Below are 20,889 nucleotides of genomic sequence, written 5' to 3' on the forward strand. Positions count from 1 at the left end.
CATAAATTTGTACGATAATCGATGGCACAGCAGTAGCGTCAGCTCTATGTATATTACTTGATATTATGCCACATTCGTAATGAAAGGGTACATCGGATCACAGAGCTGGTGTAGTGTTCAAAGATTCGAAGCAAATCAACGCTGTAATTATTTGCAACAATAGAATCTAAAAATAGGATCTCAAACGAGCTGAAAAAGTGATTATTCATGCATACCGATAGTAAGATTATTTGGGAAAAATGCCTTCTGTATATTCAAGGTCAGCTAAGTGAGCAAATCTATAAGACCTGGTTCTCCCCTATTGTAGCCAAACATTTTAAAGACGGTGTCTTAACCATTCAAGTCCCTAGCCAGTTTTTTTATGAATGGTTAGAGGAACATCATTTACCTTTGCTCAAACAAGCGGTATTACAAGAAATAGGTCCACATGGAAAGTTGGAGTATGCTATTGTTATCGATAAAGGGAATAAAAAACAGAAGCCTTTGATGGTAAATCTACCCACTTATCCAGGTCCTGTTCCAAGAGATAGTGGAGAAAAAACGGCTTCTTCTAATGCAATTTTTCAATTAAATCCTAATTACCTTTTTGATAACTTAATAGAGGGCAGTTGTAACCAATTGGCAAAATCTGCAGCACAGGCTGTAGCTAAGAATCCAGGTGGAACGGCTTTTAACCCACTTATGCTTTACGGAGGCGTAGGGTTAGGTAAAACCCATATTTCACAAGCTGTTGGAAATGAAGTTAGAACCACTTTCCCAGATAAGAAAATAGCCTATATTGCTTCAGAAAAATTTACGACACAATTTATAGAAGCCTTGCGTAACAACCATGTTCAGTCTTTTACAGAACAATATCTAACGGTAGATGTTCTTATTTTAGATGATATACAGTTTTTGTCTGGTAAAGAAAGAACGCAAGAAATATTTTTTCATATCTTTAACCATCTACACCAATTAAAAAAACAAATTGTCATTACGGGTGACTGTGCCCCACGTAATTTAAAAGGACTACAAGAAAGACTTCTTTCAAGGTTTAAGTGGGGATTAACGGCAGACTTGCAACGTCCTGATTTTGAAACCCGCGTTGCTATTATACACAGCAAAGTTGCTGCTGATGGCATAAACCTTTCCTCAGAGTTGATTAACTATGTTGCTACTCATGTCGATACAAATGTACGAGAGCTAGAGGGGGTGCTTATTTCACTTATTGCGCATGCTTCTTTAGCTAGACGAGACATTAATATAGAGCTTGCGCAACAAGTTTTAAAACATATTGTACAACAAAACCCTACACTTGAAACTACTATTGAAGTATTGCAACAACAAGTAGCGGCCCACTATAATATCTCTGTAGATGATCTTAAAGGTAAATCACGTAAAAAAGAGATGGTAGTAGCTCGACAAGCTGCTATGCATCTTATCAAAAAATATACTACGCATTCTTTAAAATCTATAGGTGCCTATTTTGGAGGCAGGGATCATACCACTGTTATACACGCTATACAGGTAGTAGAAGAGCTATTACATACAGATCCGCAATATGCCCATTTATATGAACTAATTGAGCAAAAGATTAAATCATCTATAACCAATAGTTATTAATTGCTATCTAGGTGTTAGGTGCAATGGCCTCAACATTTAAGTTTTATTGCAAGTTTATGTAAACTTGCAAAGTTATTTTTAATAGGCTATTTTTGGAAAAAGATGGGAAAGAGATATAAAGATAGTTATTACTTAGTTTCACCTTATGTCTTGTATCCGTTCACTTGCGTGGTAGCCATATTTTATAGATTATTGATGATTTTATCCATTTTTTTTAAAAATTACTTATTTTAAAGCTACTTTTTTTGCTTAATCAAAAAAGTAGCCAAAAAAATCAAGCGCCGGTGAACAAAGTAAAATAGTATTTACAGTAGAAAAATGAATAACATATTTTAAATTGATAAGTCATGAACAATAATTCTAGTAATTTAAAAAAAACATTAATAAGCCTTTTATTTTATCTCTCTACTGCAGTTTCAATAGGTTGTAGTAAAGCAGGAAATAACCTAGGAATGATGGGAATGAATAGGGCCAGCACAAGTACTTGTAACACTTCAACAACATTACCGAATGGATCCTATAATAATGTAGGAGGAGTGTATTATAAGCAATACATTAGGCAATATCTAAATATCATAAATAATGATAAGGCACAAATAGAACAGATATTACAAAATATTATCAAAGACAAACAGCTATTAGAAAATATTATCAAAGACAAAGAAGAGAAAACTCAAGACAAGAAAGACAAAGAAGAGGAAACGAAACCGCGTTCATATCCATGGTTTACAAGCGGGTTTGATCCATATCCATGGGGTCTATGTAAAAACAGACTAAATCATCTTAATATGGCAGTTATCGGCTTGTATGAAATAATATTAGTGTCATCTCAGTTAAATGATCTAAGTACAGATTATATTAGTGATATTAATGCTTCTATTAAAAAAATAGAAATTTCTATTAAAAAAGTAGAAAGAGTTAGTATTCCATCTAGATCCCGTAATCTACCACAAGGCATTAAAGAGAAGGTAAACAAGTACTATACAGACGCTGCTAAGTGCCAAGCATCCGTATTGTATAATGCTAGGTCAATTTTGAACTTGTTAACAGCCAAAGCTGTCAATAATATAGAATCTGCTCACGTTGGGTTACCTGGTACGCTTGCACAATCGTTTACGCCTGGCGGCTATCTTGCAGAGGTATCATCGTCAAGTACAAGTATATGCAATACAAATATTCCACATGTTCAAAACGCATCCTCTAATGCATCTTTAATAAATACTTTAGGTTTGCTAACAAGAAGTAAAAATGAGGAAGCACTAGGCTATACTTGCCAGAGAGCTGCTTACTATGCGACAGCGGAAGCACTAGGCTATACTTACCAGGGAGCTGCTCACCATGCGGCAGCGCAAGCTTTACGTACAAAAGCAGTAATTTCGGTATTTGAAGCAAATCCGCCTGAAAAACGACAAGAAATATTTAATAGTTCAGAATCAAATTTGTTTATAAATCAAACATTTAGAAAGACACCTATACAAACACAACTTACTGTTGGGAACAGTTTAATATCGCAGAATATGATACATAACCATAGACCAGCGGAAAACAATAGACAATTTTTTCCTGCTCAATTAGCAGTAGTAAGGTCCACTAACTATAACCAGAGTCCACAAAATCAGTCTGCACCACTTCATCTTCCAACAAAATCGTTGGGAGTTTCAACTTCCATAGCATCTTCTAATACATCAGAAACATGTTGGGTACGTTTAGCAAATGGACACGTTTGCCAAATGGCAATACAAAAGAACAGTAACAAATAAAAATTTCCTAACTGGAAACTTTTGAAAGTAAAAGAGTATATAGCTTTCAGTTCCTACAGAGGTTTAACGGCTATAAGAAAAAAAGTGCTTTACTACCGCTTCGGCATATTGCTTGATAGCTTGCTGGTGTTAAATAGCTTTAGAATCATAGCAGTATCCGTTCAGTCATGTGGCCTATGCGTATCCGTATTCGTAAACAGTTAGAAATAGGTACAAGTTCAATTATGTAACCTATGTGTATTTATTCACATTCGTACCTAGCAATAGGTACAATAATGCAAGTTATAAAAAACGCGCCTTGAACAAAGCTGTGATTAGAAAATTTTAGTCTGAAAGCTATTAGAAAATCAACTTGTTTGAGCCCTAGGCTGCAAGCCTGGGCGAGTTTTGATTTTCAGCTTTCAGGCTGAAATTTTCAACAGCTTTGTTCACCAGCGCTTGATTTTTTTTGGCTACTTTTTTTGATCAAGCAAAAAAAGTAGCTTTAAAATGAAGTAGTTTTATTAGCCATTTGCTATAATCTATAAAATATGGCTACCATACAAGTGAACGGATACAATATTTTTGCTTTAAATTCGTTACCCTATGAGCAGCATAGGGCGCTCCTTACAAGGATCCTATTGTTAATGCTGTTTTATCAAAGCTTTTTATGTATCCGTCTGCCTGCATGGCAGTCTGGGACTAAACACATCATAATTTTATAAAAAAATAAAAATGCGCAAGTTTATAAAAATATACGGGCTTGTCATTTTATGCGCTTTTTACACAGGACACGCTACTGCCAAGGGCATTGCAACAGATGTATCCAAAATCGATAAAAGTACTAATCAATACAATAATCCCATTTTTGGACTGGTCGTAGAGGGCGGACAAGGATGGAGACATACAAAACACAAGAGTGATGCTCATGTATATGGAAGCGTACGAGGATATATAGGGAAACTTATTCCCATATGTAGCAGCTACTACCTAAATCTAATTATAGGTACAGGTTTCGAGCGTATTTATACAGGAGGCTGGATGGTCTGTCTCCCCATTGGATATGCTATGTATTTTGGGCAGCCCAAGCAGTCATGGTTTTATTCTGTAACCCTAAAACCAGGTTGGGATATTTCTGCTGCTTCTAGATTTTGCTCATGCGGATTACATATAGGTTATAAAAGATTAAGCTTTGGTTATTATATGGGTGGAAGTATCTATGGTTTTCATATGTTTGACGTAGCTATTGATTTGTTTTAAGCGTATATGCTCAGTCGTGTGGCCTATGCATTTGTTCACGTTCGTATTTAAGAAATAGCGCAATTACGAACGGATACGTTTTTTCAAGGTGCATTCCTGTTTGTAATGATATCCTTGCAGGATCGTGAACGGATACGCTGCAGGGGCTATAGCATAGCTGCTAAGTAGCCTTCCGGAAGTTGTATCGTAACCGCTCTCGCTTTTTTATCCATGCTTATCACAAAGGGCTTACCATAAGGAATAAGCAATTCCTTATCTTGATAACGTACGCCCACTATATACTGGTCTCGTATACAATAGATGGTTTCTATTTTGCCAATTTTACCTAGTATAAGGTCATTTACTAAAAAATCTACTAAAAAGCTATAAGGTGTAACAGATTTTATCAATGTAGATCGAAGGGATATTGGAAGCAATAGGGGCAGATTACGGAGTGCATACGCTTGATTTTTAGATTGAATAAGATCTAATTGTATAATCGTTTTGTGTTCCGTAAGGGTAATATTTTTAATGGAATAGGGTACTTTTATGTTATCTATCTCTACAAAAAGAGCAGGTAGTTTTACCAATTCAGCCTCATCTATTTTATATAAAAATAAAGCGGTAATGCCACCATTTATTCCATTTGGCTTTTTAAATGTACCAACTGGGAAATATTGTTCCTTCTGAATGGCTTCATAAAATAATTCCATTGGATATAAAGGCATACTATGCGACATGTATATTACAAGTGGAGTTGGAGGGAATCGAACCCTCGTCCGAACAAGAAAACCACAACGCTTTCTACATGCTTAGTTACTGTTTCTTTTCGACATAACCAAGGTCAGCAACATACCTCTATGTTATGCTTATACGCAGTTAATCTTATGCAACCATCACGCATCTGGTCACACCAGTCCTATGCATCGATGTCCCTATTCTGACCCCATAGAACAAAAGCCAGAGGGACAAACGCCCCTTAATCTATCGATTAAGCAGCCAAACGCATTCCTTCTTCTTCATCTTCTAAAAGAGCAAAAGAATACTTGCGACGGCGAGCGTTAATAAAGGCTAAGTTGCCGTTTATTCACTATGAAAGTTTTATTTAGAGGTAATACTTACAACACCTCGCATGCTTACATTGGATTTAATCTTCCCGTCAATTCCAGTCAACCCCCATTTCGTATCCGTTCACTCAATGGCGTCAACTTAAGGCAATTCATGATTAGCCTACCCTCCTATTCTACTTGGTTATCAATAACAGCTAAACCTTAAGTTGACGCCATTGTCCGTTCACTTACGTGGTAACTATATTTTATTTTATAGATTATAGCAAATGGCTAATATTTCATAATTGATAATTTTATCCATTTTTTTTAAAACTACTTCTTTTCTTTTAAAGCTACTTTTTTTGCTTGATCAAAAAAAGTAGCCAAAAAAAATCAAGCGCTGGTGAAAAAACTGCTGAAAAGAAAGAAAAAAAACCGAAAATCAAATCTCGCTCCTACGGAGCTCAGACAAAATGATTTTCTTTTGATTTTTTTCCTTTCTTTTCTTTCCACAGTTTTTTCAAGGCGCATTTTCTATAAACTTTCATTATTGCGCTATGTCTAATGGGTACGAATACGGATACGTATAAGCCACACCGCTAAACGGATACCCCAATTCAATTTAGTATTTTATATTGGATTAAAAAAATCCATACAGAACTTCAAATAATAGTCATATGAGCCGCAGCTGTCTGCTAGCAAACCGCTCTAAATCTCTTTCTTTTATAGCTTGACGTTTGTCGTATAGTTTTTTACCACGTGCCAGGGCTATTTCTACTTTAGCAAATCCACGCTGATTTATAAACAATTGAACAGGAATAATAGTAAGCCCTTTGGCTTGACTTTTTAGTAATTTTTGCAATTCTTTTTTCTGTAATAACAACTGACGGTCCCGCTTTTCGTCATGATTATAAATATTACCATAGGTATAAGAACCAATATGCATCCCTTTTATCCAAAATGAGGTGCGATGGAAATAACAATACGATTCCTGTAAGGAAGCTTTCCCCATTCGAATGGATTTTATTTCCGTTCCTTGTAAAATAATACCAGCAGTATACTTATCTAGTAAGGTATATTCAAAATAAGCTTGCCTATTTTTAATGCAAACCTTTGTAGGAAATGCTATTTTTTTGCCTGCCATAGGTTAAAAAAATATTTTTATGTTTAACTCAAAAGTACAAAAATGTAGCAAAACGTATTATATATATTTGTAATAAAAGCGATTTTATAGATATCCGTTCAGTCGTGTAGCCAATTAGCAATTGGCGCAATAATACAATATTATAAAAAAACGCGCCTTGAACAAAGCTGTGACTAGAAAAGTTCAGTCTGAGAGCTAGTAGAAAATCAGCCTGTTTGAGCCCAAGGCCGTAGGCCTGGGCGAGTTCTGATTTTCAGCTTTCAGGCTGAAATTTTCAACAGCTTTGTTCACCAGCGCTTGATTTTTTTTGGCTACTTTTTTTGATCAAGCAAAAAAAGTAGCTTTAAAACAAGTAGTTTTTAAAAAAAATGGATAAAATCTTCAATAATCTATGAAATATGGCTGCCACACCACTAAACAGATACGATTTTATAGGTTTTTTTGTGAAATGCAATCATTCCGGTTACATTTTGCTAATGTAAAAATTTCTTCTATTATCCTATTTAAGGCATTGGCATGTAATAAAGCAAAAGTGTGCATCTGTTTCACTAATGCTAATTGTTGCTCTATATTATTTAATAATGCTATTGCTGTAGGCAACAATAACCGCGGACAGTCTTGATCCGTAAGAAGTATGGCAGCACCTTGATTGGCCAGTGGTAAGCTATTTTTAGTTTGATGGTCCCCTACTACATTAGGAGATGGTACCAAAATGGTTGGCTTTTGTGTTACACACAGTTCTGCAATGGATATCGCTCCAGCTCTAGCAATTACCACATCCGCTGCGGCATAAGCCATTTCCATATGGGTTAAAAAGGGATAACATCGTATAAAGTTATCCCTATTATGGGAGGATATCGCACCATCCATAGACGCAAAATATCGATCCCCCGTTATCCATAAAAGTTGTATATGTAAGGCATGTAACTTGTCTATCCCAGATAAAATCGTTGTATTCAATTGACTTGCACCGCCACTTCCACCTACTACAAGTAGGCATTTTTTACTGGGAGAAAGATTAAAATATCGAAGCGCTTCCGCTTGCTCTTTTTTAGGCATATACATATACATAGATGGCCGTACAGGATTGCCTGTGAAGATGATTTTTTCCTGTGCACAAGGAAAAACAACTGCTGGATAACCTGTACAAATTTTAGTTACTAACCTAGAAAGCAGCCTATTGGCCAATCCAGCAGATCCATTTTGCTCATGGATAAGCGTAGGGATTTTTTGACTATAAGCTGCAAAAAGAGTAGGAAAGCAAGCATATCCCCCTGTGCCAATGACTACATCGGGTTTAAATAATTTAATAATCTTTCTTGCCTGATAGAAACTTTTTAAAACCAGAAAAGGCAACCATATATTCTGAATATTTTTCTTCCTTTGCAATCCTTTTATATCGATCATCGCAATCGGATAACCAGCAGCAGGCACTATATCCATTTCCATACCCCCTTTAGCACCCACAAACAATAGTTCTACATCAGCAAACTGTTCCTTCAGCGCATGCGCAATAGAGATAGCAGGATAAATATGCCCCCCAGTGCCTCCACAGCCTATTAACAATCGCATAGCCTATACCTATAATAGATCTTTCCCTGAAGATGGGAAGGCTTGGTCTATATTTGCTGTTCCATGAGGGTTATGAATCTTATATTTTTTAAAATCCTTTGTAGTATGTAACCCCTTCCCTTGTAACAAAATTTTCTTATGTTTTATTACAATGGATGCCTCTGTAAATATTATTTCTTTTTCGGTATCATACGAAAGCTGCTCCGTAGTTAATGTAAATGCTTCATCCGGTTTTGTGATCACCACATCTCCTTCTATTATGCAAATTTTTTGTTCTTTGTTATAGGATAATGTATTAGCTCGAATATAGGTAATACCTTGGCTTTCATCTTGATCAGTTGTATTTTCTAATACAGTGATCTCTATATTACCTGCTAATGCTGCATTGCCATTTTGATATTGACGCATTTCATTGGCCTTAATGGCATATTTTAATACACCATTATCTGTACTTAGTATCTCAAATTGAGTAGTTTCTAATACCGGAACCTCATCAAGCCCTTCTTTTATAGCATGCACAGAAACAACCCAACTAGCTGATATAAAGTATAAAATAACTATAATCCACATAGGTCTATATACCCTCCTTCGCCTTATTGCTTTTCATAAAGGTCAATCCCAAAATAACGCACAGGCCCTTTATTTGATTCCATTATCCCCAGCAGAACAGGTCCTTTCGTATGTCTAATCATCTTTGACAGCTCCAATATGCTATTAACAGGTTGTCTATCAAAGGTTAATAAAATACAATCTTTTTTAAGCCCAATGGATTGGAATTTACCTTTGGCTACCTCTTTAATCAGAACTCCGTAAGTAATATTGAATTTTGCTTTTGTTTTTGGATCAATATCCTGGAAAGTAGCACCCTCTACCTGCAAACTATTATCCTTTTGTACTATCTTAATGGCATCAGGTTCTTTTTCTAACACTACTTCTATGGTTTTTTCCTTGCCCTTACGATATAGGGTAATATTTACCCTATCACCAGGTTTAGAACAGGCTATTATTTCCTGTAACTCTCCAACTTTATCAACCTTACGGCCATTAATATGCGTAATAACGTCTTCTTTTTGAAATAAATGCACACAAGGACTATTTTCTTGAATATCAACAATATAAACACCTCCTATTCTTTTTAAACCAAGTTTTTTAACCAATTCAGGGGTTACAGCATCAATACTTACACCCAGTAATGCCCGTTGTACCACACCATATTGAATAAGATCATTGGCTACTTTTTTTACCAAAGATGAAGGGATGGCAAAACCATATCCTATAAAAGTAGGTGTTATAGAAAACAATATAGCTGTATTGATTCCTACTAATTCCCCATATAAATTAACCAATGCGCCACCACTATTTCCTTGGTTAATCACTGCATCGGTTTGAATAAAAGATTGAATACCTAATTTCTTATTAGCACCACCTATTGCTAAGTCTCCTCTAGATTTTGCACTTACAATCCCTTTGGTTACCGTAGAGTTCAAGTTAAATGGATTTCCCACAGCTAAAACCCACTCTCCGACTTCTAAATTATCAGAACTACCTATCTTTAAAACAGGCAGATTTTTTTCTTCAATCTTTAAAAGCGCTAAGTCAGTAAGAGGATCACCACCAATCAATTTGGCCACATAATACCTATTATCATTTAATGTTACCTCTATAAGGTCCGCCCCTTCAATCACATGATTATTGGTAATAATATATCCATTATTTGTATAAATCACGCCAGAACCGGAAACGAATTGGGCTGGTTTTTCATATTCTCGTTCTCGAGGGTTAATCGGAAACCCTTCTCCAAAAAAGTCTTTTAAGATCTGATCTAAAGGATTAGTCCAGCGTTGCTTTTTAGCATTCTGACGTGCCTGGATATGCACCACCGCTGGAGTAGCTAACTTAGCCGCATAGGTCAAATCAGGTACATTTGCCAGCACATTATGACCCTCTGTAGAAGGGTTTATTAATGTTTTTGATGGTATTTCTGGCGTAGTTAGGGATGTCCTATGATCGGCCAATACCACGTTGGTATGATCTTTTCTCTGTTCTCCTAAAGCAGTACTAACTTGCTTAGCATTACCAACCGTTGCCAAAAAATTTCTAGCGGTGTAGAGTTTACCCAACCATAGAGATAAACCCAATATAACAGCAATAGCGCTGCAAAACACTGTTTTTACAATGGATTCTTTACTAAATCGATTATGTTTGTACATAGTTATGTTATTTTTTATAGTTTTATAATCAAACAATTCCTACTAAAAAAAGGAAAATATTACTATAGTTATTATAATTAAATTTAATACATTAATTGAAAATGCAGGGGCTAATAAAAACGTATACAGCCCACGTGCATTAACAAAAGTCTAAAATTTTTTTCAACTGTACAAGATGCAACCACCATTATTGATCTACAATAGCTTAACTAGACAAAAAGAAGTGTTTAAACCACTTATTCCTCCTTTTGTGGGCATATATCTGTGCGGCCCCACTGTTTATGGAAAAGCGCATTTAGGTCATGCACGTGCAGCCATTACTTTTGACCTGATATTGCGCTATCTACAACAGCTGAATTATAAAGTGCGCTATGTACGCAATATTACCGACGTAGGCCATCTTGAAAGAGATTTGGATGAGGGCAATGATAAAATACAACAACAAGCAAAGATAGAAGCGGTAAGTCCTATGGAGATAGCCCAGCGATACACCAATAGTTATCGAAAAAATATGGAACAGCTTAATGTATTGCCACCTAGCATTGAGCCTTGTGCAAGCGGGCATATCCCAGAACAAATTGCCATGATCGAAACGATTATCCAGCATGGATTGGCCTACATAATAGAGGGATCAGTTTATTTCGATGTAGCCAAATACAATCAAATGCATACCTATGGAAAACTTTCTGGACGAACCGTAAAGGCTATGCGCCCAGGTACTCGTCCATTGGCACAACAAGCAGAAAAAAGGGCATCAGTAGACTTTGCTTTATGGAAAAAAGCAACCCCAGCACATATTATGCGTTGGCCTTCTCCTTGGGGGGTAGGTTTTCCTGGATGGCATATTGAATGCGCTGCCATTGCCACGAAATATTTAGGCAACCAGTTTGATATCCACGGCGGCGGAATGGATTTACGCTTTCCGCACCATGAATGCGAAATAGCACAATCACAAGCTGCATCCCAAACTGATTTGGCCACCTATTGGATGCACAATAACTTGGTTACAATTGATGGAGTTAAAATGGGTAAATCCTTGGGTAATGCCATTACATTGGATGAACTTTTTACAGGACATCACGCTTCCTTAGATCGGTCCTATAGCCCGATGGCTTTGCGTTTCTGTATGTTGCAAGCCCATTACAGAAGCATCCTTTCTGTTTCAACCGCTGCCTTGCAGGCAGCGCATCAAGGATATCGAAAAGTAATGAATGGTTTGCACCTACTGCAAACGCTCCCTCATGCATCAATACCAGCATCCACCCAAAGCGGTAAGTTAGATGCGGAAATTTATGCTGAGTGCACAGCTTGCTATAGTGCTATGAACGATGACTTTAATACCGCAAAAACTTTAGGGAGCCTATTCAGTTTGCTAAAAAAAATCAATGGGTTGCACAATGGGCAACTTAGTCATATGGCAATCTCAACAGATGCATTCAACCAATTACGCATTACGTATACTACTTTTATTAGGGACATATTGGGACTAAAAGAGGATAATCAATCTTCTACTGCAGCCATGCTAGAAATATTACTAACCCTTTATCAACAGGCTAAAGAAGCAAAACGGTATCATCAAGTTGATTTTATTCGGTCCACACTACATAAAATGGGCATTGCTATAAAGGATCATCGAAATGAAGTAAGTTGGGAATACCAGTAATCTTTCCCACACATTTGGCTTAATCCATGACCTTATTGCGCTATATATTAGTTTCCCTAGAAATGTATTATATTGGTATCGCTGCTATATTAATAGCAGCATAATGAAAAAGGGGGGGCTATACATGGATACCCTAAAACGCAGCACCAGCCAATGTATCTAAAATCTTTTGCTTATGAATACAGAATCTCCCAATAATAGTAAGTTTGGGTTACCAAAGCCAGATTTCCAATGCGTATCTAAAAAAAGATCTATCTGGCCCATTATCATACCGGTAATGCTAATGACCCTTGTTGCGACAGTAAAAATATTTTATCACATATTCTTTGAAATTTCGAATCAACCCCATATTACATTTGTTCCTCCTATAACAGCAGATGACGATCCTATAGTTGACCAAAAAACACAAAAGCATACATCCTCTTCCTTTACCGCGGAAGAAACTAAGGAAATAGAAGTTGGTACAAATGTTAATGTAGAAGTAAATGAAGCGCTTAGTGGCAAAGGATCATTTGAAAATAAAAAAAATGCTCAAACAAAAGAGAATATTGGAGCTGTGGCAAATCAATTAGACAAAGGAAGCAAAAATCCTAAGACATTGGTTAAACCAGGAACCTATCAAGAGTTACGTGAACCGCAAGGGATATACCACCTGGTGGTCATGAGCCATTTAGACAAACGATCGGCCATGAAAGCTGTTCAACAGCTAATGAAAAAAAATATGGGCGTTTGTCTTATTCTACCTAGAAAAGGAGAAAAATACTATCGTGTTACCATAGCACATAGCAAAACCCAATATGAAGCGGATGAACGACTAAAGCAATTCAAAACAGAATACAAAAATAGCTTTATTTTGAAATATTAATCTCCTATATTTAGCGTATAAGCAGGTTCTGTTTTTATGCACCTTTTTACTATTTTTTATTTTATCACTATGCATAACTCGCAAACACTATTAAGCCTACTACTAAAAGGTGGATGGTTAATGTTCCCACTTGCTTTACTATCGTTAATAGGCGTTTATATAATAGTCGAACGGTTGTTACGTTATCATAAATATTTACGTTTTTCTGATAATTTTTTAAAGGAGCTAGAAGAACAATTAAACAATGGCAATATAGAACGCATTTATCAGCTATGTCTTCCACAAGAAAATGTTATACAAAAAGTGATCAGCAAAGGGCTACAGCAACGACAGGTCTCTGCTAAAGGCGTCGAACTGATTTTAGAAAGTGAATCAAATAAGATGATATCATTCTTGGAAAAGAATCTTTCTTTTTTAGCTACGATCTCTGGGGCGGCTCCTATGATTGGCTTTTTGGGTACGGTAACGGGTATGATTCAAACATTTATGGCTATTGCCCAGGAAAAAAATCATGTTTCCGCTCAGATTTTTTCGAGTGGAATTTATGAAGCGATGGTTACAACCGTGGCAGGTCTGATGGTCGGTATTACCGCTTATCTAGGGTATAATTATTGTATTGCACAGGTTAATAACACTGCAAAAAAGTTGACATGCCTAGCTAATCTTTTTTTAGCTAACCTCAGATAGTTACCATACCTTATTATGGTAATGCCTTATTATTTTATTTTAAAATAAATAGCAATATGAAAATTAGCACACAAAATAAAATAGATGCCTCTTTTAGTATGGCTTCTATGACCGATATTATATTTTTGCTGTTGATTTTTATGCTTATTACAGCAAATAATAGCCCTAAAGCTATTCCTGTTGATTTGCCATTAAGCACAAACGAAAAAACAACATCAGGGCAAATCAATGTAACCGTTACAGACAAGTTGCAGTACTATGTAGAGAAACAACGGGTTACCTTTGACCAATTACCAATGGTGCTACAGGATAAATTAGCCAAAACGTCTAGTAAAATTGTTGTATTAAATATGGATAATCAGCTTTCTATTGCTCAAATGGTTAAGATAGCTGATATAGCCAATACATTAGGAGCTGCCGTTTCCATAGCGACAGAGCAGAAATCATGAAAGATATTTGGCTATGCTCTACAACCAGAAAAGGCATAGCCGCCTCAACAGGTATACATCTATTTTTTATAGGGCTAATGTATTACATACAGTTTGGCTCAGCTTCGGACACATCTAACGGACCATCCTATACCATTGCTATAAAACCAGCAAAAACATATACAGTTCCTGAAACTATTGATTCAGTAGAAAAAACACATCAGACGCAAAATGCATTTCAAGACAAGGAACCAGTGCAAGCATCTACTATACAAGAGGCAAAACCTAATAAGCCGTCTACAATAGTAGACAATACCCAAAAAAAACAGTTCTCTCCACGGCAACAAAAGCATGCACAAACCATTTCATCTGGAAAAAAAGCAACCCAAAAATCTGTACAGGTACAGAAAAATGAAGTGTCCAAAATAGATAAACGGGGACTGTATAACATAGGTAAAGGTAATGTTAAGCAAACAGGTGCTACCCTTGAATTAACTGGATGGGAGTGGGATACAGTTCCCGATCCAAAGGATCATACAGAAGAATGTGGCAAAATAGTTTTTGAAATTAAGGTAGATGAAAATGGAGAAATTATTTCTATTCAAACTATTGAGAAAACAGTTAGTCCTATAGTAGAAAAGATTTACTCAGATGCACTTCGGGGACTTACTTTTAATAAAACCTCTGAAATACAATCTTATTCTAGCGTATCTACAGGAAAAGTAAGCTTTATATTGGTGTCAAAATAGTGCAATCAGACGCCTTTCTTTGCTGTTAACCCCTAAAAATTTAAAAACTATTGCAATAATATATTTTTTTTATTACCATTAATTATGTGGGGCGTAAAGAGCTGAAAATGATAAACTTAAAAGCAACAAAAAGTTTAGCGTAATAGTAGTAATTCCTAGCCGCTTATTTAAGTGCATGCAACCACGAGGCTAGGAAAGGAGATAACACCTAATAAATAAAAACAAAAAAACATATGACATATACTTCTCTTTCCAAGCAGATATATAAGCAAATATATAAATATAATACATATATATATTTGTAAGCATCAACAGCTAATGGCTAATTATAATGGCTTATATGTAAGTGGTTCATAACCATGACATGTATTTTATATAGGTCAGTTAAGATAGACTTTACAGTATTTCCGTTATTATCCATTTAAATTAAATAATTAGGAAATTTTACTTAGCCTAGGTCAAGTCCTGATACACATGACAAATAAAATTAAAAATAAAATAAAATAAAATTATAGCTACTAAATATGAACCCATAACAGCCCATTACACTACCATTATTTCATTATGTTAAATTTAACCGACCTAAATTTATGTTAAAACCTATACAAAGATCAGCTTTTTTATTGCTTATAGCTGCGTTAACCGCAGAGAGGGGTTGCAATAAATCAAAAGTAAGCAATCCAACGGTAATTAAAAGCGGACCACTCAATAAAAATGACGGACCACTCAATAAAAATGACGAAAAATCAGAAGCAGAGCATAAGCTCTTAACGCATACTGAAAATAAAAATAAAAAAGATCAGCACCATGCTGCTGCAGGCCCCGTTTTATCCTCCTCTTCGGAGTTTAAATCGTCTTCAGAGCTTAAAGATAAAAAAAAAGAAACAGTATTGCAAACAGCTATCGTGCACGAAATTCAGGTACCAAACATTACGCAAGATAAGAAAGAAGCTCAAGCTGTAACAGATAGCCAACTGGTATTTGGTGAGCCAATAAATGGTAATACTAATATCCATGAGACTAAAAACGAGATATATAATAAAATAGAAAAGGAGGGAAGAGAAAACGAAAATAAAAATGAAGGAAAAAGCGAAAGGAGAAACGAAGAAAAAAACAATGCTCCTGATGGCCAAGCCCAGGCAATACCTTCAAAAGAAAATAAAAATAAAGCAAGTTTGTTTAACCCTCGTAGGTGGTTTAAAAATCATAAGAATACAAAAAACAAATAAAACCAATTACTGTACGGTCTATCATTTCATTATTTAAACCTTAACCCATCTAAATGTATGTCCACATCTACACAAAAACTTATATTATTAATGCTTGTACAAAGGACTACAGCACAGCAGTGTTCTGGAGGTCATAACCCATCAAGCAATCCAAAAGCTATTACGGCCATACCCGATAAAATCGATGAAAAATCAGAAGAAAACGCTAAACATTTGGAGCATGTTCCTGTAGCCCATTCAACTGAATCTAAGCCCGTTGAGCCATCTGCGCCACCTGCACCATCTCCTTCTATAGAGATTGAAGAAAGCAAAGCCCAACTCGACGAACCTATCAAGCAAAAACCTAAAACGAAAGCATATACAAAAGAAGAAGAGGATGATGAGAATGAGGAAGAGGATGAGAAAGAAGGAAAGGGCAAGAAAAAGAACAAGAAAAAGTAGTTAGTAATGCAAAGGATTTATGTATCCGTTCAGTGGTGTGACCTATTGCGTATTCGTGTTCGTACCAATTAAAAATAGCACAATAATGCAAGATTATAAAAAAACGCGCCTTGAACAAAGCTGTGATTAGAAAATTTGGTATCCATTTAATGAAGGGGTGTATGCGTATGCGTATGCGTATGCGTATGCGTATGCGTATGCGTATGCGTACCAATTAGAAATAGTATAATAATGCAAGATTATAGAAAATGCGCCTTATTCACCAGCGCTTGATTTTTTTTAGCTACTTTTTTATTTTTAACATATATATAAATATATATTTTTCTAAATCAGTTATAATATCTTTATTTAATTTTATTAAATGCTCTGCTAATTCGTCATTAGATAATAGGTATTAGCAATATTTCACAAAATGTCTTTTAACTTTTAGAGTAAGAATTTATGAAGCACAACCAAAGTGTTTCTAATGTGAAATTGGAAACAGGTTTCTCTCTTAAGGCAAATGCAATTGATGTCTCTAAGTATCAGGGAGATATTAATTGGGTGGAGGTTCAAAAAGCAAATATTGAGTATGCTATGATCAGGGCCACATCTGGGATAGTAAAAGATGAAAGATTTGTAGCTAATTGGGAGGGTGCAAAAGCAGTAGGAATTAGGCCTGGTGCATATCATTATTTTAGAGCAAACTATACCGCACAAGAGCAGGCGGAAAATCTTATAGAGAGATTAAGCAAAATTAGCTTTAATCCGTATACAGATGTTTTAGTGATTGATGTTGAAAAAAAATTTAATGAGGAAGCAACTCCTGATCAAATGGCAGATGGTACTTACGAGCTCCTAAAAATTTTACAAAATACCTCGTATGAGCATTTAGGTATTTATGCTTCTCCTAACTATTGGACCAATGATGTTAACTGGAGAAAGTATGATTTTTCTCAGTATCTTCTATGGATAGCACATTGGAGGGTACAGGCTCCCTTAGTGCCGGAAACATGGATAAATGTGGGTTGGAAAATTTGGCAGTTTTCTAATAAAGGGCAAATCCCAGGAATCACTGGAAATGTAGATCTGGATATAGTGAAAGATAGAGCTTTTCTTGGGGAATCTCCTGTTTATTCAGAAATAGATAATGCAACAGGATTTACTCCTTAATGCTCATCCAGCTATAATGCGTTCAATGGAGGCATTAAGATAGGTAATCTTTGCCAATGCTTAACATATACTGAAAGGCCTCTTTATATTCATTCTTAATTTTACCTTCTAATATAGCCTCTTTAATAGCCTCCTTAATAGAACCCACTGCTGGGGAGGGCTTAAGAGCAAATGCTTGCATAATGACCTGGCCCGTAATAACGGGTTGAAAATTTCTAATTTTATCGCGTGCTTCTACGTCCAGTACCTTTTTTTCTACTTTATCGAAATTAGCCAAATATTGCTCTACCCTTGCTGTATTTTTAGAAGTAATATCAGCTCTACATAACAGAAAAAGATCCTCTAAATCACCTTGAGCTTCATATAAAAGTCGCCGTATAGCCGTATCAGTAACCGCTTTAGCCAATGCTATGGGCCGCAAATGTAATCTAACCAGTTTTTGTACATAGCCCAATACTTCTTTGCTGATAGGAAAACGCAACCTCCTAAATATTCTAGGAAGCATTTTGGCACCTAAATCCTCGTGACCATGAAAAGAAAAACCATGGATAGGATCAAATTTTTTGGTTAATGGTTTTGCAATATCATGAAAAACAGCTGCCCAACGGAGCCATAATTTAGACGAATTTTGAGCAACATTATCTAAAACTTCAAACGTATGCAATAAATTATCTTTATGTGTATGCACACCACATTGTTCTTTGCCTGATAGCTTTTCTAGCTCTGGCAATATTATCGCCAATATTTTGGTTTCAAACAAAAGTTGAAAACCATAAGAAGGCTTATTAGCAGCTATAATCTTATGCAACTCTTCAGCAATTCGTTCCTGAGAAACAATTGTTAACCGGTTACGAACCGTAGTTAACGCAGTCCATGTTTCTACTGCTATCCTAAAATTTAACTGTGTAGCAAATCGTATAGCACGTATTATACGTAATGGATCATCAGAAAAAGTTTGCTCAGGAGCACAAGGCGTTCTAATAAGCGCATCCGCTAAATCATGTTGGCCATTAAATGGATCTAATAATAACCCGTAATGTTCCTTATTTAAACAGATAGCCATTGTATTAATGGTAAAATCTCGACGCATTTGGTCATCAGCAAGCGTACCATTTGATACAGTTGGATTACGAGAAGAAGATGCATAGGATTCTTTCCTGGTACCTACAAATTCAATAATCCATCCGTTCCACTGTAACATAGCCGTACCAAAATTTTTAAATAAGGTGACGGATAATCCTTTATCTAAATGGGTTGCTACAGCTTGCGCAAGCAGCATGCCATCCCCTACGCAAACAATATCAATATCTTTGCAAGTACGTTTTAAAAATAGATCACGTACAAACCCTCCTACTACATAGGTCTCTAATTGAAGCGCATCGGACACTGCCCCAATATTACGCAAAATTTTAGAATGATCTATTTTATCTATTTGAATTACAGGATAATTATTTTTTATATGTTCCAATTTTCTATTTTTAACTGATGTTACGCATCTTATTTGACACCATACAGAAGGCCATACTTGGTTCTTACCAACTCAGAGAACTTTATACAAATTTTACACCAGTATCTATCAGATTCAGATTCTACTCCCTTTCTGTTATATCTTTTTCTATTTCTGTTGTTGAGTAAAAAGTTTTTTCTATACATGCTACTACTTTTTGTATAACTTGCTCATTATTGCATTCGGGGATATCCTTTTTTACTGGAATACCTACCTTATTACCATGACAGGATTCATATATTTTTATACATTCAAAATCTTTTTTATCTAACCCTTCTGCCAGTTGTGTATCAACAGGTAATAACATATCATGTTCAGTACCTCCAATAAGTTCTGCATAAGTATGATTAAGTTTTAGTAGGTCCTCTGCTGTAACAGAGGAGGACAATGGAAAAAATTCAGAGAAATTCAAAACGCCCGCAATGGCTGTAACAGGAACGCCAAGTTCTTTAATACCTGAGGCAACATACCTTATAAAATCGCTACTTGGGCTTAAATCATCAGCACCACTCATGTGTTTTTTGCGCCTTTTGAACCCGTTGGTATGATTATATAAATATTTGGCTAAGCTAGGCATTTTTTCTGCTATCCCAGCATAATTTTTAAAAATATGTTTGAATAAATCCCGGCGGTAGCCTTTCTGTATTTTCTCTAAGATATTTTTTTCCTGATCTAATTTTTCTGTAACCCACTTAGGATTTTTGAAATGGTCCATTACTGGCGCTCCTTTCCAGGGCGTACCTATAGTTATCAATTGGTCGATAGTAATGCCAACTTCTCTTTTTAACACAGCTCCATATTCTTTAATAAGGGTAAAAGCACGTAATCCCCCTTGGCTATGACCTACTAGAACTACATGCTTGTCACGGCCAATTAGTGTTTTAATTTCTTCATAAGCTAGTTCCGCTTGTTTTTTTATCGATAGCATTACACTGGGAGGTGAGTACCAAACATTACCCTTTTTATTAAGATCTTTATTGACACTTTTTAGTGCTACTATGGTAGCATGTGGAAATTTTTGTCGCAAAACTGCTTTCATCGTCTCAAAATCATAGGAAATCCTACTTAATCCATGTAACAATACAATTGCTTGCGTATCCTCTTTTACTTTAGCGGTTTGTATTATTTTCGTATTTTTTTCCCGAAATGACTCGAAATCGTTTAACGAATTTATTTTTCGCTTATACCCCTCCCTCTGTTTATTTTTTTCTTTTGGTAAGGGTCGTTGTAGGAGTCGCTGTCGGGGTCGCTGTGGAGGTCGCTGTAAGGATCGTTCCATGATAGGATTTTTACAAGAACGAAGACCGCGACAACCTACGCTTATAAAGAAAGCAAAAATAAAGCTATATTTGTAAATAAATAGTAAAGTACGAGAACCTATGCTATACCGCATGCCAATCTGTTATACATTTGTAAAAATTTTATTATGCAGAAAAAACCTCTGCTATGCGCAACATCAGTTAATACATTAGCTTATTCCTTAAAACTTTACTCTACTCATATTTAATTAATATACTATTTTTCATTTTGTTTTACCAATACTTTTTTGCTTTGCTATTTAATTTAATTATTTACTAAATTGCTTTTTTGTGATCCTTCCCAGCATGGAAAGA

18 protein-coding genes and 1 other RNA gene are annotated in these 20,889 nt (G+C 35.7%); 11 read left to right on the top strand and 8 right to left on the bottom strand.

Annotation, left to right across the window (positions count from 1 at the left end; all coding sequences use genetic code 11):
• Window positions 1-207: 207 nt before the first annotated feature.
• The 3 genes from dnaA (at window position 208) to EDM02_RS05020 (ending at window position 4,601) form a co-directional block, all read left to right on the top strand.
• Window positions 208-1,602: a chromosomal replication initiator protein DnaA gene (gene dnaA / locus EDM02_RS05010; RefSeq protein WP_123663586.1), complete on the top strand. Its 1,395-nt coding sequence runs from the start codon at window positions 208-210 to the stop codon at window positions 1,600-1,602.
• A gap of 347 nt (window positions 1,603-1,949) precedes the next feature.
• The gene (locus EDM02_RS05015; RefSeq protein WP_123663588.1) at window positions 1,950-3,362 is read left to right on the top strand and encodes a hypothetical protein; all 1,413 of its coding nucleotides are present in this window, start codon (window positions 1,950-1,952) and stop codon (window positions 3,360-3,362) included.
• Window positions 3,363-4,076: 714 nt separating this feature from the next.
• Entirely contained in the window at window positions 4,077-4,601 is a 525-nt protein-coding gene (locus EDM02_RS05020; RefSeq protein ID WP_123663590.1) for a hypothetical protein, read from the top strand.
• Between the two features lie 146 nt (window positions 4,602-4,747).
• Here the strand turns inward: EDM02_RS05020 and EDM02_RS05025 are convergent, their stop codons facing one another.
• From EDM02_RS05025 to EDM02_RS05050, 6 genes are all read right to left on the bottom strand, one after another.
• Entirely contained in the window at window positions 4,748-5,320 is a 573-nt protein-coding gene (locus EDM02_RS05025; protein WP_184891154.1) for a ribosome maturation factor RimM, read from the bottom strand.
• A gap of 9 nt (window positions 5,321-5,329) precedes the next feature.
• Window positions 5,330-5,757, bottom strand: a transfer-messenger RNA (tmRNA) gene (gene ssrA / locus EDM02_RS05030).
• A 545-nt stretch (window positions 5,758-6,302) separates the two neighbouring features.
• Window positions 6,303-6,773 carry an SsrA-binding protein SmpB gene (gene smpB / locus EDM02_RS05035; RefSeq protein ID WP_123663594.1) on the bottom strand — a complete coding sequence of 157 codons (471 nt, stop codon included), beginning with the start codon at window positions 6,771-6,773 and terminating at the stop codon, window positions 6,303-6,305.
• Window positions 6,774-7,202: 429 nt separating this feature from the next.
• Entirely contained in the window at window positions 7,203-8,345 is a 1,143-nt protein-coding gene (murG, locus tag EDM02_RS05040; protein ID WP_123663596.1) for an undecaprenyldiphospho-muramoylpentapeptide beta-N-acetylglucosaminyltransferase, read from the bottom strand.
• Window positions 8,346-8,354: 9 nt separating this feature from the next.
• Window positions 8,355-8,915, bottom strand: a complete 561-nt coding sequence (gene lptC, locus EDM02_RS05045) for an LPS export ABC transporter periplasmic protein LptC (protein ID WP_123663598.1) — start codon at window positions 8,913-8,915, stop codon at window positions 8,355-8,357.
• Window positions 8,916-8,938: 23 nt separating this feature from the next.
• Window positions 8,939-10,555, bottom strand: a complete 1,617-nt coding sequence (locus EDM02_RS05050) for a Do family serine endopeptidase (protein WP_123663600.1) — start codon at window positions 10,553-10,555, stop codon at window positions 8,939-8,941.
• 175 nt (window positions 10,556-10,730) lie between these two features.
• On the opposite strand from EDM02_RS05050, the gene cysS reads away from it, so the two are divergent.
• The 8 genes from cysS (at window position 10,731) to EDM02_RS05090 (ending at window position 17,769) form a co-directional block, all read left to right on the top strand.
• The gene (cysS, locus tag EDM02_RS05055) at window positions 10,731-12,218 is read left to right on the top strand and encodes a cysteine--tRNA ligase (RefSeq protein WP_123663602.1); all 1,488 of its coding nucleotides are present in this window, start codon (window positions 10,731-10,733) and stop codon (window positions 12,216-12,218) included.
• A gap of 175 nt (window positions 12,219-12,393) precedes the next feature.
• Window positions 12,394-13,083 (top strand): SPOR domain-containing protein, encoded by a 690-nt coding sequence (locus EDM02_RS05060; protein ID WP_123663604.1) that lies wholly within the window; start codon window positions 12,394-12,396, stop codon window positions 13,081-13,083.
• Window positions 13,084-13,152: 69 nt separating this feature from the next.
• A complete protein-coding gene (locus EDM02_RS05065) occupies window positions 13,153-13,770 on the top strand; it encodes a MotA/TolQ/ExbB proton channel family protein (RefSeq protein ID WP_184891155.1) in 618 nt (205 codons plus the stop codon).
• Window positions 13,771-13,826: 56 nt separating this feature from the next.
• Window positions 13,827-14,219, top strand: coding sequence for an ExbD/TolR family protein (locus tag EDM02_RS05070; RefSeq protein WP_123663609.1), 393 nt, complete (start codon window positions 13,827-13,829; stop codon window positions 14,217-14,219).
• Window positions 14,216-14,947 carry a hypothetical protein gene (locus tag EDM02_RS05075; RefSeq protein ID WP_123663611.1) on the top strand — a complete coding sequence of 244 codons (732 nt, stop codon included), beginning with the start codon at window positions 14,216-14,218 and terminating at the stop codon, window positions 14,945-14,947. The genes EDM02_RS05070 and EDM02_RS05075 overlap by 4 nt, the downstream gene beginning before the upstream one ends.
• A gap of 590 nt (window positions 14,948-15,537) precedes the next feature.
• Complete coding sequence (locus EDM02_RS05080) at window positions 15,538-16,176, top strand: hypothetical protein (protein WP_123663613.1); 639 nt, start codon at window positions 15,538-15,540, stop codon at window positions 16,174-16,176.
• A gap of 57 nt (window positions 16,177-16,233) precedes the next feature.
• Window positions 16,234-16,617, top strand: coding sequence for a hypothetical protein (locus EDM02_RS05085; RefSeq protein WP_123663615.1), 384 nt, complete (start codon window positions 16,234-16,236; stop codon window positions 16,615-16,617).
• A 441-nt stretch (window positions 16,618-17,058) separates the two neighbouring features.
• Complete coding sequence (locus EDM02_RS05090) at window positions 17,059-17,769, top strand: glycoside hydrolase family 25 protein (protein WP_123663617.1); 711 nt, start codon at window positions 17,059-17,061, stop codon at window positions 17,767-17,769.
• Window positions 17,770-17,803: 34 nt separating this feature from the next.
• On the opposite strand, the gene EDM02_RS05095 is transcribed toward EDM02_RS05090, so the two are convergent.
• Both EDM02_RS05095 and EDM02_RS05100 read right to left on the bottom strand, forming a co-directional pair.
• Window positions 17,804-19,237: a CCA tRNA nucleotidyltransferase gene (locus EDM02_RS05095; RefSeq protein ID WP_123662126.1), complete on the bottom strand. Its 1,434-nt coding sequence runs from the start codon at window positions 19,235-19,237 to the stop codon at window positions 17,804-17,806.
• Window positions 19,238-19,358: 121 nt separating this feature from the next.
• Window positions 19,359-20,669: an esterase/lipase family protein gene (locus EDM02_RS05100; RefSeq protein ID WP_123663620.1), complete on the bottom strand. Its 1,311-nt coding sequence runs from the start codon at window positions 20,667-20,669 to the stop codon at window positions 19,359-19,361.
• Window positions 20,670-20,889: the final 220 nt, after the last annotated feature.

It is taken from the genome of Candidatus Cardinium hertigii, assembly GCF_003788695.1.

Bases quoted from the DNA above. Each gene is read 5' to 3' on its own strand.
- dnaA (WP_123663586.1), top strand. From the start codon at position 208: ATGCATACCGATAGTAAGATTATTTGGGAAAAATGCCTTCTGTATATT.
- EDM02_RS05015 (WP_123663588.1), top strand. From the start codon at position 1,950: ATGAACAATAATTCTAGTAATTTAAAAAAAACATTAATAAGCCTTTTA.
- EDM02_RS05020 (WP_123663590.1), top strand. From the start codon at position 4,077: ATGCGCAAGTTTATAAAAATATACGGGCTTGTCATTTTATGCGCTTTT.
- EDM02_RS05025 (WP_184891154.1), bottom strand. From the start codon at position 5,320: ATGTCGCATAGTATGCCTTTATATCCAATGGAATTATTTTATGAAGCC.
- smpB (WP_123663594.1), bottom strand. From the start codon at position 6,773: ATGGCAGGCAAAAAAATAGCATTTCCTACAAAGGTTTGCATTAAAAAT.
- murG (WP_123663596.1), bottom strand. From the start codon at position 8,345: ATGCGATTGTTAATAGGCTGTGGAGGCACTGGGGGGCATATTTATCCT.
- lptC (WP_123663598.1), bottom strand. From the start codon at position 8,915: ATGTGGATTATAGTTATTTTATACTTTATATCAGCTAGTTGGGTTGTT.
- EDM02_RS05050 (WP_123663600.1), bottom strand. From the start codon at position 10,555: ATGTACAAACATAATCGATTTAGTAAAGAATCCATTGTAAAAACAGTG.
- cysS (WP_123663602.1), top strand. From the start codon at position 10,731: ATGCAACCACCATTATTGATCTACAATAGCTTAACTAGACAAAAAGAA.
- EDM02_RS05060 (WP_123663604.1), top strand. From the start codon at position 12,394: ATGAATACAGAATCTCCCAATAATAGTAAGTTTGGGTTACCAAAGCCA.
- EDM02_RS05065 (WP_184891155.1), top strand. From the start codon at position 13,153: ATGCATAACTCGCAAACACTATTAAGCCTACTACTAAAAGGTGGATGG.
- EDM02_RS05070 (WP_123663609.1), top strand. From the start codon at position 13,827: ATGAAAATTAGCACACAAAATAAAATAGATGCCTCTTTTAGTATGGCT.
- EDM02_RS05075 (WP_123663611.1), top strand. From the start codon at position 14,216: ATGAAAGATATTTGGCTATGCTCTACAACCAGAAAAGGCATAGCCGCC.
- EDM02_RS05080 (WP_123663613.1), top strand. From the start codon at position 15,538: ATGTTAAAACCTATACAAAGATCAGCTTTTTTATTGCTTATAGCTGCG.
- EDM02_RS05085 (WP_123663615.1), top strand. From the start codon at position 16,234: ATGTCCACATCTACACAAAAACTTATATTATTAATGCTTGTACAAAGG.
- EDM02_RS05090 (WP_123663617.1), top strand. From the start codon at position 17,059: ATGAAGCACAACCAAAGTGTTTCTAATGTGAAATTGGAAACAGGTTTC.
- EDM02_RS05100 (WP_123663620.1), bottom strand. From the start codon at position 20,669: ATGCGGTATAGCATAGGTTCTCGTACTTTACTATTTATTTACAAATAT.